Here is a 12,645-nt window from a genome sequence, read left to right as displayed (position 1 = left end):
TTTTACTTACTCAAGTATCGTCTGATAAATGGCGAGTATCCGCTCCGCATGAGCAGCTACATCGGCGTAAGCCAACTTCCCTGATTTTTGCTGTAGGGTTAGACGATGATTTTCATCCCTTAACCAGCAATAACTTTGGGTTAAATGTTGAGCGCTCATCAGTGGCAAGAGCTCAAGCTCAGCCAACACGCCGAAGATACGCACATTATCTGACCAAATTGACAACTCAGGGTACTCATGGGCATTGGCGAGCACTAAGTATTGTGCAATAAACTCAATATCCGCAATCCCGCCAGGACTCTGTTTTAAATCAAACTCACCTTCGGCAACCTTAAGCAAATGGTCGCGCATCTTCTGCCGCATCTCACGTACCGCTTTTTTAAGCTCGTCTTTGTCCCTTGGCAGCTCTAAGACTGAAGCGCGGATTTGGCTAAACTTGACAGCCAAGCTATTATCACCAAACACAAAACGTGAACGCACTAACGCTTGATGTTCCCACGTCCACGCCTCTTGGGTTTGATATTCACTAAAGCGGGCGATCTCACTCACCATAAGACCCGATGCCCCCGAAGGACGCAGGCGCATATCCACTTCATACAGCTCACCCGAGGTCGTTCGCGTCGAAAATAAGTGCAGAATACGTTGAGCAAGTTTAAGGTAAAAATGACCGACTTCAATCGGTCGATCACCATTGGTTAGGCTATTGGTCATATTTTCCGGCGCTTCATACAGAAAAACCAAATCTAAATCTGAGCCATAGCCCAGCTCAATACCCCCTAACTTGCCGTAACCAATCACCGCAAAGCCCGTATCACTGCTTTCCGCTAGATAACTCGGCACGCCATGGCGCACCGCTATCTGCTGCCATGCCTGCATCACCACTTGTTCGATAATGGCTTCAGCCAAAAAAGTCAAATGGTCACTCACCTGCATCACAGGCAATACACCGGTGACATCGGCGGCGGCAATTTTAAGTTGTTGCGATAACTTAAATTGACGCAGTGCCTCCATTTGCTGCTCCATATCATCCTCTGGTACCCGCAGCAGATACTGGCGCAGCTCACTCGGATAATCATCCAGCGAAGTTGTATCGTATAGATGCGCTGGGTCGATAAGCTCATCAAGCAGCATAGGAAACTTTGCAAGTTGCACCGCAATCCAAGGACTTGCGCAGCACAGACTCACCAGTTGCTGACGGGCGCCGGGGTTTTCGCACAGTAACTCAAGGTAGGTAGTACGCGTTAAAATTTGCTCAAGCACTTTAGACACGGGCTCAAAAGCCGCCGACGGGCTAGGTTGATTAAGCAGCTCGTCGAGCAACCTTGGCATTAATTTATCAAGAGTTTCACGTCCACGCGGGCCAATCGAGCGTTTAGTCACGGTTTCACGCCAACGACTCAGTAAAGGCCAGAGTTTTTCATCATCAATCTGCTGCTCAGCTAACAAGTTGATTGCGTGATCATCCTGCTGTACGTTCCACAACTGCGCTGTCCAATGCTCGGCTTTTTCTTCGCCTTCTTCGCCGCCAACGGTAGCCTTAAAGTGACGATGAATTTTCGCCATCGCCGCCTCGATATGGGTACGAAGATCCGTTTCATTAGCTATCTCTAGCACATAACAAAGCCTCTCCCAATCGAGAGGATTATTCGGCAAGGTTTGCGTTTGTTTATCATCAATCGCTTGCAAAAGATTCTCGACACGGCGCAGCAATAAATAACTGTGTTTTAGCTCATCGACCGCCAGATATTCAAACTGCCCAAGGCTATAAAGGGTGCCCATAGCACCAAACAGACTTTGCTGGCGCAGCGAGGGTTCACGACCACCACGGATCAACTGGAAGCTTTGTACAACGAACTCCACCTCACGAATCCCTCCCGCACCGAGCTTAATATTGTCGGTTAACTGACGACGGCGGACTTCTTGAGCGATAAGTTGTTTCATTTTGCGCAGGGATTCAATCGCCGAAAAATCGATATAACGGCGATAAACAAAGGGGCGCAACAAACTGTGTAGCTCGTCGGAAAAATGATTCCAAGGCCCGAGCGAGCGGGCTTTAACCATGGCATAGCGCTCCCAATCACGCCCTTGCTCTTGGTAATAATCCTCAAGACCACTAAAGCTCACCACTAAAGGCCCGCTCTCGCCATAAGGGCGCAGGCGCATATCGACGCGGAATACAAAACCATCAACAGTAATTTGGTCGAGTAAATTAACGAGCCTCTGTCCCATTCGGATGAAAAACTGTTGATTATCAAGACTACGGCGACCGCCAACGGTTTCACCATGTTCTGGGAAAGTAAAAATCAGATCGATATCAGAAGAGAAGTTCAGCTCTCGGCCACCGAGTTTTCCCATACCCAAAATTAACAGCGGTTGAGGATTACCCGCCTTATCCATTGGTGTCCCGTATTGCGCGCACATCTCTTTATAAAGCCAATCCCTTGCGCCAATAACTAACGCCTCTGCGAGCGCAGAAAGATCGAGCAAAGACTCCTCTAAGCTGGCGTAATCTAAAAAGTCTCGCCATGCTAACCGCACCATTTGATAATTACGGAATCGACGCAATAGGCGTTTTGCCATGTCTTCGGTAGTGGCGCTGGTTAATAGCTCGCGTAACTGGGCATCAAACAATTTTCGTTCGACTTGCTGCAAATCATCGGCAAACAGGGTGTTGATCCATTCAGGAGAACGAGTTAATTGCACCGCGATATAATCGCTTAATCCTAAAACGTTTTTTAGTTCCTGCTGCTGCGCAGGCGTTAAATTTGCCAGTCCTTCTGACCATACTTCAGCGAGACGTGCCCAATGGCGCTCTGCGGCTTGAGTGATGAGGGGAGACAATGACTTATTACTGTCTTTTTGTACGGCCATAATAATCCCTAACAAATTTAAACATCGACATATTATGTCACAAATGATATAGAATGAAATCGCATCAGGTTTAACAAAGTTGCTATGCCTTAACGCGTGTTTCTATAAATGGCAAAACTTAAGTTCCCTCAAGAGAGCAACCCCTCTTTCTTGGCTGTTTAGGGTACTATAACCTGTGAGGCAAACATATTGGGCAAGTTGATTATTATTGTCCGCCCATATTTGAGTTTTATTTCAGCACTTTTGGAGAAAACATGGCAGGAATGCTAATGCGTGTTCTCACGTCGATGCTCATTTTGGCCGCGACCTTATCGCTAACGGGTTGTGGCGATGATCGGCCGGAGAAAATAGAGAAGTATCAACAACTCACAGAGCAGCGTCTCACAACCCTCAATACCATGCTTGATGACGGTCAGGTGCGTAATGCTAATCTGCTCAAGCAATATAGCAGCTTGCTAAAACAGCAAAAGCCCGATTTGGCGCCATTAGTAGATGAATTAGCCAAGGATGCAACCGCCGAAGGGCCCATGTATGCCTCGCTAAAACGCCGCTTAGCTGATGCCAAAAATTCGGCCAACTTTACCGATCTCGACCAACAATTAGCCGAGGTTGAGAATCTCTATCAAGCAGCCGATCCTAGCCTGTATAACGACATGCTATCCGATCCGGTGAACGTGATCGCAGATATGTCAGAGGGTAAGCTTGCCCGTGTCAATGCCATCAGCCGTGAAGCGGCGGCCCTTGCCAATAATGCCGAGGACTATGGCCCTGGTAGTCAACTAGTGGGTAACCCCGCTTATGGAAGTTGGCAGACTGACTCTAGTGGCATGTCTTTCTGGGCTTGGTACGGCATGTATTCCATGTTCTCCAACATTTTTCAGCGTCCAATCTATTACGACCGCTGGTCAGGTAACCGTGGATATAGTTATTACAACGACGTTGGCCGATATCGCTACACCTCGCCAAAACAGGTAGAAGCTCAAGCTAGAGTCTTTGCAGAAACGAAAAAACGTTTTGATTCTCAAGGAAAGCGCTTCGATAGCCCCTATGCAAAATCGCGTACAGGCTCAACCGCACTCTCCCGCGAGAGCACTAGCGCCCCCAAAGCAAATACTGCTGGTTCGAGCTCAGCAAATAAGTCGAGCGCACAATCTGGCAGTAAATTCCGCTCAAATTATTCTAAAGACAGCAGTTTCCGTAATTCCAGCAACCGCACGACCCGCAGTGTGCGCCGAGGCAAGTAACGTAAAGGATCTCCCATGACACTATTTCAGGATTTCGGTATCACACCAGAGCTAGTCACCATACTCGCAATCGACCTCACGATTGCGGTTATCCTATTGACGTTAATGCGTTATTTACAAGGATGGAGCGTAAGAGTAAATAGCAGTAAAGAACTGGCTGAACGCGATAACTTTGCCTTTGGGATCAGCACTGCTGGCGCAGTTGCTGCGTTAGGCATTGTGCTCACAGGCGCCATCACTGGTGCCGCAGCGCCCTCCTATTTAACTGAAGCGATAGGCATGAGTGCCTATGGTTTATTTGGTTTAATACTGATTAAATTTGGGCGCTTTCTACACGATAAAATCGCGTTAAATGAACTCGATAAAAATCAGCAAATTGTTAAAGGTAACGTGTCTGTCGCCATTGTGGATGCCAGTGTTGCTATCGCCACCGCAATCATTATTCGCGCAGTACTGTTATGGGCTGAAGATTTAACAATCGACACTTTTATTGCCATCTTTAGCGCCTTTGCGATTTCACAACTCATGCTGGTGCTTCTCACCCGCTTACGTGAAAAACGTTTCGCAAGCCGTAACCAAGATTCATCAATGCAACAGGCACTCGCTCAAGGCCATACCGCTTTAGCCATCCGCCACGCCGGATTTATGATCGCTATGGCGCTCAGCTTTAATGCTGCGAGTCACTTTATTCTTTTCAATCCAACGGCCTATGTCACTAACATCATTGGTTGGTTGGTGTTTTCAATCATAATGTTAGTCGTACTGACACTGCTGCTGTTTATCATTAAAAAGCTGGTTTTAGCACGTATCAATTTAGCGGATGAAGTCGAAAGACAACATAATATTGGTATCGCAGCCGTGGAAATGGCCATCAGTATTGCAATCGCACTTATCCTCACGGCCCTAATGGCGTAATCCAATGCACGAGTCACAATTAACCACTTCGGCGGCTAAACCTAGCCGCCTAGGCTGGTTCGACGATGTCCTATTACTGGGCATAATGGCCGTGCTCGCTGGGTGCGGTCTTATCTACGAATATCTGCTATCCCACTACGCAGGGCGGATTTTAGGCGCACTTGAGGCCGCCATCTATACCATGATCGGTCTGATGATCGTCTCCATGGGCCTTGGAGCCTTTGCCGCGCGTAAAATTAAGGATGCATTCACTGGCTTTGTGGTGCTCGAACTCACCGTCGCGCTCTGTGGTTCGCTGGCAATTCTAATTACCGCTGCCGTGATAGGTTTTGGCCAACAGCTACCGATGATCATCGCCAGCACCTTGGGCTTGCCGCCGGATCAACTGCCCGAAGGTGGGATGATTGGCACGCTACAAAAGCTTAGCGAATATCTACCTTATGTCTGGGGCGTGCTGCTCGGCTTGATGATCGGGATGGAAATCCCACTGATCGCAAGGGTAAGACAATCCCTTTCAGATGAACACCTACTCCACAATGCGGGCACAATTTACGGCGCAGATTATATTGGCGCAGGAGTTGGCGCGGCCATTTGGGTCGGCTTTATGCTGGCCATCGATATACAACTCTCCGCCGCACTGACCGCCAGCTTTAACTTGTTAGCTGGGTTTGTATTTATCTGGCGCTTTTGGCCAAAGATCCAAAGACCGAAATTACTGTTAGTGGGCCACTTAGTCGTCACTGGCGTATTGTTGCTGCTCGCCATTCGAGGGCCAAGCTGGGAGCAACAGTTCAACAATCTGCTTTACAAAGATAAGGTGGTCTATGCCAAGGCAACGCGTTTTCAACAGCTGACCTTTACAGAGCGCCTACGAGGCAATGGTCTTCCCCCCGTATATGCCTTGTATATCAATGGTCGTTTACAGTTTTCGAGTAGCGATGAACACATTTACCATGCGTTTTTAGTTCATCCAACCCTTGCGGCTAGCGCTCGTCATAACAAGGTATTAATCATTGGCGGCGGTGACGGGCTGGGCCTAAAACAAGTATTGCGCTGGGAACCTGAGCAAGTGACCTTACTCGACCTTGATGCGGCATTGGTGCAACTGTTTAAATCTCCCGATTCTGATATGCCTGCGCGTTTAAGCCAAGCCCTGCTATCACTCAATGGCAATGCGTTTAACGATCCTCGAGTAACGGTCATCCACGATGATGCCTTTAATGGAGTAGATAAACTGATTGCGAAAGGGGATAAATATGATGCGATTATTGTGGATTTACCCGATCCCAGCCATCCAGATCTGAATAAGCTTTACTCGGATTATTTCTATCGAAAACTTAAGGAACTAATGAGCAGTGATGGCGCTCTGACAGTACAGTCAACGTCACCCTATCATGCGCAAAAAGCCTTTATTTCAGTAGCAAAAACCTTGGCATTAGCGGGATTTGATGTAAAACAATATCACCACAATGTCCCTAGTTTTGGCGAATGGGGTTGGAGTATTGCCACCTTAAATGGCAAAGATGCTCAACATCGTTTAGCGCAGCTGACAGAGCTGCCAATTGTGGATGACTGGCTAACCTTAGGTTTAGTTAAAGGCGCGTTTGAATTTCCTGCCAATTTTTATCAGGATGCGACCAATATTAAGCCCAATGAACTGGGGTCATTACAGTTGTACCATTATCATCAACAGGCTTGGTCCGAAACCCAAGGACTGGATCTTTTTTAACGGATGAAGATAGTGCTTGACATATTATGTCTCAGTGCTATCTTTGAATACAGACATAATATGTCAATAAGGACAAATATGAATATCCATACTCTTGCTAATCACCTCAACAGCCTTGGCAATAACAGCCAGACCGGCTTCCAATTCGATTGCTATCCAATTGATGGTGAAGTCGAAGTGTTGCAAGTGAATGTGGTCGGCCGTGAAGAAATCCCGGTATTCGTATCGGTTACGGATAACCAAATTCTCTGCATCAGTTACCTGTGGGGCGAAAATGAAGTAAACCAAGAACGTCGCAGTGAAATGTTTGAAACCATGCTCGAATTAAACATTCCAATGCCACTGTCAGCCTTTGCCAAGATTGATGACAAATACGTGGTTTACGGTGCACTGTCTCTGCAATCTAGCATGCTCGAAATCGAGCAAGAGCTAGCAGTATTATCCGATAACTGTTTAGAAGTTATCGATGAAATGGTCGACTATCTGAAATAAGGAGCCACAACATGGGCATTCTGAATAAAATTTTAACAGCGTTTCGCGGTGGTGCCACCGAAGTTGGCCAAAGCATCGTAGACGCAAACTCGACCCGAATTTTCGAACAGGAAATCCGCGATGCCGAGAAACATTTAACCAACGCCAAGCGCGAACTGACCGATGTCATGGCCAAAGAAATGCAAGCCAGCCGCGAAGTTGACCGCTTAAAACGTTCAATTGCTGAGCACGAAGGCTATGTCACCCAAGCGTTAGACAAAGGCAATGAAGCCTTAGCGATTGAAGTGGCGGAAAAAATTGCCCAATTGGAGCAAGAACTATCTGAGCAGCAGACCGCCAATGATAGCTTCAGCGCCCATGCGGTACGCTTAAAAGATTTGGTGAAGAAAACCGAGCGTCAACTGTCTGATTATCAACGTCAGTTAAGCATGGTAAAAACCACCGAAAGCGTGCAAAAAGCCACGGCAACGATTACCGACTCTTTCGCATCAAGCAACTCTAAGCTACTGAATGCAAAAGACTCTTTAGAGCGTATCAAAGCGCGTCAGCAGCAGTTTGATGACAGATTAAAAGCAGCTGAAGCCTTAGCCGAAGAAGGCAGTGATAAATCATTGCAGGCTAAGTTAGCTGAAGCGGGCATTGGTGAGCAAAAATCCAATGCTAACGCTGTGCTCGAACGTATCAAGGCACGTAAAAGCTAATTAAGATTGACCAAACGCCGAGCACTGATGGGACCATCACCCCCTATTGTGCTCGGCTTTTTTGTTTTAGGTATACCAACATTCACCCAAGTCTAAGCTAACTCATGGGTTAGTTCAGAACATTGGCGCACAGCTTAGGAGCGAATATGGGATTTTTTAACAGTATTTTTGGTAAAAAGGCGCCTCCAGCGCGTGAACTCAATCATCCCTCCGCGCTCAAGATCGGTGACATGATCTCCATCGACAATAGTTTTGCACTGCCACCACAATTGCGCGGCCAACAACTCAAAGTCGAAGCCGTTAATACCTACGAATTTGAACGTAAACAACAAACCGAATGGGTACTCAAAGGGCATGGTAGTGACACCTTGTTTTTAAGCATCGAAGAAGACGATGAAACTTACCTTGCTTTTTCCCTTAAAATTACCCGCTCCCAGGTTGAGCAACTATTCGACCTAGAGCAATTTAGCACCCTGTTCGATGAGCCTGGACACGCCGAGCTCACCACCCAAGAGTTATCACCACCGTTAGCCGAGCAGCTCGAACAATGGTTGGGCAAGCAATACCACCAAGTGAGTTTTGCACTCTTTGGCTACTTCCACCGTGAAGATTATCGAGGACTTAAACCGCCGCAGGATGCCAATGGCGCCAGCGGTGAACCCTTCGAATATTATTTGCTGCTCGATGATGACGAAAGCCGCGCAGTCGAAGTTGAAGTGTATGAGGGTGGCGATACCGATGTGGTACTGACCTTATACCGCCCCTTGTCGGACATTCGCGACTACTGGCCAGGTCAGTAAAATTTGGCAAAAGATAAAGTGCGTGACTCGCACTTTATCGCTTAAGCCATTACAATCCCCATTGAATTGGCTCGCAATATACGGTTGATAGCAACAGGTAAAACCCAATGAGTAAAATGAAACACCCTCTTCCAGAGCAATGGCAGAAGAACCAAGATGCTGCAAAGGCGACTCAAGTGGCTTTCGACCTCGATGAAAAGTTTCAATATTCTATTCGTAAAGCGGCGCTCGATGCGGGCGTTAGCCCTTCCGATCAGATCAGAACGATTTTGGGCTTAAGTGTTTCAAAACGTCCGACTCGCCCCCGTTTAACCGTGTCACTTAACGCTGACGATTATGTGCAACTTGCTGAAAAATACGGCCTAAGTGCTGATGCCCAGCTTGAAATTAAACGTAGAGTGCTTGAAGATCTCGTGCGCTTTGTCGCAAAGGACTAATAATTTCAGCGTTAATCCTGCACAAAAACCGGCGTCAAATGGCCTGACTGGACTAACTCGGGCGATTTATCACAAAGTTAATTTACTCATAGCGTAAACTCTTTTACCTTAAACATTCGCCTTAAAACACAGGGATCATGTTAGGCATGACAGATAAAACCTCTTGGTCACTCCGCGCCGTTGGTAATCCCTCACCGATCGAAGTTGCAATGATGCTGCTATCGCTGCTATCGGTGATCATAGTGCTAGTGATGACCTTTGGCCGTCTCGATACAGAAACCTATCGATTACTCTTTTTCATCGATACCACGATTTGCATGATTTTTATGGTCAACTTTTTTGCTGGCCTATTACGCTCGCGGAATAAACTCTTTTACCTACGCCATCATTGGATCGATTTCATCGCCAGTATTCCTGCTATTGAGGCGCTACGCATTGCACGGGTCTTCCAAATCCTACGGGTGATCCGTTTAATCCGCATGAGCCGCTCCTTCCTTATCCCACTGATAAAACAACGAAAACAAGCCACCCTTGCCAGTTTGCTGGTAGCGATGGTGACCATTTTAACCTTCGCTTCAATTATCATTTTGATTGTCGAAAGCGGCACTGAAGGCGCGAATATCCAAACCGCCGAGCAGGCTATTTGGTGGGCATTAGTGACCATTTCGACCGTAGGTTACGGCGACTTTTATCCCGTCAGCACCGCGGGGCATATTGTGGGTGGCATAGTGATCGTTAGTGGTGTGAGTTTTTTCGGGGTAATTTCGGGCTATATGGCTTCTGTGTTTGTTGCACCAGATGAAAGCGAACGACAGGAGCGCCAAGATGCCCATAAGGCAGAAATCAAGTCAGAACTTGAACTAGCGCTTGCTAGAATGGAAGAAACCCAGCGGCAAATGGAGCAAAATCAGGCACAGATGCTGGCCAAAATTGCTGAGTTAAAACAAGCATTAGAAGCCCAAAAAAATTAGGAAGGCACTGCCTTCCTAAGCTTCGTTCAATATGGCTATTCCAACAGGCCGTTTACCAATAGGTCGTTTGCTCAATCGCGTTTTGTCTCGATGCCTCCATCGCAATAAGTAAGCTTTGCTGCTTGTCCTCAAGCCAATCGGTTAAATCGACACCAAGCGATTTGGCCGCAAGTGTTAATTGTCGATAACAGGCTAAGGTTCGAATGCCTAACACTAAATCCTGCCATGGCGCCCTAAAGGCATCACGGGATTTTGCCTCATATAAAAGCCCATACGCTTGCCCTATTTGAATACTCTCATCCAGTAACGCGGCACACTGCAAATAATCCTCGGCGGTCATTGTCTTATCGCTAGGCATGGCAGCTAAAATCGCCTGCCATGAAGCTTCCTGAGCATGATCAGCATGGTGGGATAATCCAAGCTCTGCGGGCAGTTCGATATTCCCCGCGCTGAGAGCCAATAGGATCTCGACAATCGCTAACTGCAATTGACAGTATTCAACTCTTTGCCAGAGTAAATTTAACCGCCCTGAGATATCCATGGCTTCAAATTGCAGCTGTAGTTGTTGCATCAAAGCTTGACGGGCGTCGTGCCGAGTTAATAAGCCTTTTTGACTACCGAGCAAGGCAGCTAAGGCCTGTGCCTCTTCAATAAACGTTAGTTGTGATTCAATAAGATTAAATTGCTGCATCAAAGTAGCATTAGCGAGACCAAACTGCCTCAGAGTCATCCGTAATAAACGAATACAAGCACGCATCCGCCACCATAGGGCTATCTGAGCTTCGTTATCTTGTTCATCAGCTATCATCGCCTCAAGCAATTGCCAACGTTCAAGTGCCGTTTCAAGTAACACTTGGCAGGTCGCCGTTAAATCCTGTTGATGGGGTTGATGTAGATTCAAATCTTCGGGCACAGGCAGAGGCAAAAACTCCAGCGCACTTAAAGCTAACGGCTTAGATTGCCCCGCGAGTCGATAGCCACGCTGCGCCTTACTGGCTTTACCTAAACGCACAGGAATCGTGCTCGCAACTTGAGTCGCTAGCGCCAATAGCGCACTCGCATCGCCACTTAACAGCTCGAATTCCAGTTCACAGAGCGCCTCGCGCTGGCCATTTGCGGTAATTTCGCCAGTGTCTAAGGCAACCTCTACCATGCTATGTCCTACTTTCACATGCCAAGCACGGCGATAAAAATCAGTATGAAATACACAGCCAAGCTCGGCTTGCACTGCTGCTAAATTGGCATTTATAGGCCAAATGCTTACGGGGAATAGACTTAAATCAGGACTATCGGTTTGAATAGTGACATTATATTCGGGGCGAGAATGGATCCCTCCAATCACTTGCCCTGCTGTTTTGATGGTTTGTTCTTTGTGTCCATCATAGCCACGAACCCGCAATCCCATGTCCCATTGACGCAATTGCAATGTGGGAGTGTCAAAGTAACCGTTGGTTAAACGACGTGTGCCTTGCGGAGCAGCATTTTCTAAGCTATCTAGCTTATTTATCAGGGTTTCTAGAAATTTAGGTAGGAAAAACAGTTTTAATTCAATCTCAGCATTCATTACTGCACCGCTCATTTTGTCATCAAATATTCATTCACGCGTCATTTTTAGTTCATAATGTCACAAATGTGTCATAAAAATCCCGTAGGATTTGGTTTTGAAGTTGGTATATAACCCGTTAGAATAAAGCTGTGATTTTTTCTCAAAAAACACAGTTTCAATACGCGGACGCATAGGGTAACATGCGCCCGCTTTTTCCAATCATGGAACAATCTAAATAGGTAAACGGCAATGCCAGTAAACTCTATTTTGGGCGTGTTTGCAAAATCGCCAATTAAGCCTCTTCAAGAGCACATGGACAAAGTCTACGATTGCGCATCGTTACTGGTCCCCTTTTTCGAAGCCACCATCACAGGTAACTGGGATGCTGCAGTTCAACTACGTAAACAAATTAGTTTAGCGGAAAAGCAAGGGGACTCACTCAAACGTGAAATTCGCCTCACTCTGCCAAGCGGTTTGTTTATGCCTGTTGAGCGTACAGATCTATTGGAACTACTTACACAACAAGACAAAATCGCTAACAAAGCAAAAGATATCTCTGGTCGTGTTATCGGCCGTCAATTACTTATCCCTCAGGTCATGCAAGTCCCCTTTATCGCATACTTACAACGTTGTATCGACGCGGTTGGTCTTGCAAAAGAAGTCATTAACGAACTCGAAGATTTGCTCGAAGCAGGTTTCCGTGGTCGTGAAGTTGACTTAGTGGCCAAAATGATCAACGAACTCGATATCATCGAAGAAGATACTGACGATTTACAAATTCAACTTCGTCGTCAATTATTCGCATTGGAATCAGAATTGAATCCTGTCGATGTGATGTTCCTCTATAAAACGATTGAATGGGTCGGCGGTCTTGCAGATCTGGCCGAACGCGTCGGTTCGCGTCTTGAGCTTATGCTTGCTCGCGTTTAATAAATAAGG

Annotated in this window: 11 protein-coding genes; 9 read left to right on the top strand and 2 right to left on the bottom strand. The window is 46.8% G+C overall.

Going from position 1 to position 12,645, the window contains the following annotated elements; genetic code table 11:
* Window positions 1–6 precede the first annotated feature (6 nt).
* Complete coding sequence (glnE, locus tag L976_RS20030) at window positions 7–2,871, bottom strand: bifunctional [glutamate--ammonia ligase]-adenylyl-L-tyrosine phosphorylase/[glutamate--ammonia-ligase] adenylyltransferase (RefSeq protein ID WP_047539561.1); 2,865 nt, start codon at window positions 2,869–2,871, stop codon at window positions 7–9.
* 254 nt (window positions 2,872–3,125) lie between these two features.
* On the opposite strand from glnE, the gene L976_RS20025 reads away from it, so the two are divergent.
* The 8 genes from L976_RS20025 (at window position 3,126) to L976_RS19990 (ending at window position 10,160) form a co-directional block, all read left to right on the top strand.
* Window positions 3,126–4,115, top strand: a complete 990-nt coding sequence (locus L976_RS20025; protein ID WP_047539560.1) for a hypothetical protein — start codon at window positions 3,126–3,128, stop codon at window positions 4,113–4,115.
* Between the two features lie 15 nt (window positions 4,116–4,130).
* Window positions 4,131–5,030, top strand: a complete 900-nt coding sequence (locus L976_RS20020; protein WP_037430257.1) for a DUF350 domain-containing protein — start codon at window positions 4,131–4,133, stop codon at window positions 5,028–5,030.
* A gap of 4 nt (window positions 5,031–5,034) precedes the next feature.
* On the top strand, window positions 5,035–6,759 hold the full coding sequence (locus L976_RS20015) for a polyamine aminopropyltransferase (protein ID WP_047539558.1): 1,725 nt from the start codon (window positions 5,035–5,037) through the stop codon (window positions 6,757–6,759).
* A gap of 78 nt (window positions 6,760–6,837) precedes the next feature.
* A complete protein-coding gene (locus tag L976_RS20010; RefSeq protein WP_007645549.1) occupies window positions 6,838–7,251 on the top strand; it encodes a YjfI family protein in 414 nt (137 codons plus the stop codon).
* An 11-nt stretch (window positions 7,252–7,262) separates the two neighbouring features.
* Window positions 7,263–7,952 carry a PspA/IM30 family protein gene (locus L976_RS20005; protein WP_047539556.1) on the top strand — a complete coding sequence of 230 codons (690 nt, stop codon included), beginning with the start codon at window positions 7,263–7,265 and terminating at the stop codon, window positions 7,950–7,952.
* A 146-nt stretch (window positions 7,953–8,098) separates the two neighbouring features.
* Window positions 8,099–8,752 carry a hypothetical protein gene (locus L976_RS20000; RefSeq protein ID WP_047539554.1) on the top strand — a complete coding sequence of 218 codons (654 nt, stop codon included), beginning with the start codon at window positions 8,099–8,101 and terminating at the stop codon, window positions 8,750–8,752.
* A gap of 107 nt (window positions 8,753–8,859) precedes the next feature.
* Window positions 8,860–9,189, top strand: coding sequence for a hypothetical protein (locus tag L976_RS19995; protein ID WP_037421772.1), 330 nt, complete (start codon window positions 8,860–8,862; stop codon window positions 9,187–9,189).
* Between the two features lie 146 nt (window positions 9,190–9,335).
* Window positions 9,336–10,160 (top strand): ion transporter, encoded by an 825-nt coding sequence (locus L976_RS19990; protein WP_037421864.1) that lies wholly within the window; start codon window positions 9,336–9,338, stop codon window positions 10,158–10,160.
* A gap of 52 nt (window positions 10,161–10,212) precedes the next feature.
* Here the strand turns inward: L976_RS19990 and L976_RS19985 are convergent, their stop codons facing one another.
* Window positions 10,213–11,724: a CYTH domain-containing protein gene (locus L976_RS19985; RefSeq protein ID WP_047539552.1), complete on the bottom strand. Its 1,512-nt coding sequence runs from the start codon at window positions 11,722–11,724 to the stop codon at window positions 10,213–10,215.
* A 231-nt stretch (window positions 11,725–11,955) separates the two neighbouring features.
* On the opposite strand from L976_RS19985, the gene L976_RS19980 reads away from it, so the two are divergent.
* Window positions 11,956–12,636 (top strand): TIGR00153 family protein, encoded by a 681-nt coding sequence (locus L976_RS19980; RefSeq protein ID WP_037421779.1) that lies wholly within the window; start codon window positions 11,956–11,958, stop codon window positions 12,634–12,636.
* Window positions 12,637–12,645 lie beyond the last annotated feature (9 nt).

Origin of the sequence: Shewanella sp. ZOR0012, from assembly GCF_000798835.1 — a bacterium.
In the GTDB taxonomy this organism is placed as follows: domain Bacteria; phylum Pseudomonadota; class Gammaproteobacteria; order Enterobacterales; family Shewanellaceae; genus Shewanella; species Shewanella xiamenensis.
The sequence above is the reverse complement of the archived record's forward strand: the minus strand, read 5'-3'. Positions and strand labels throughout refer to the sequence as shown.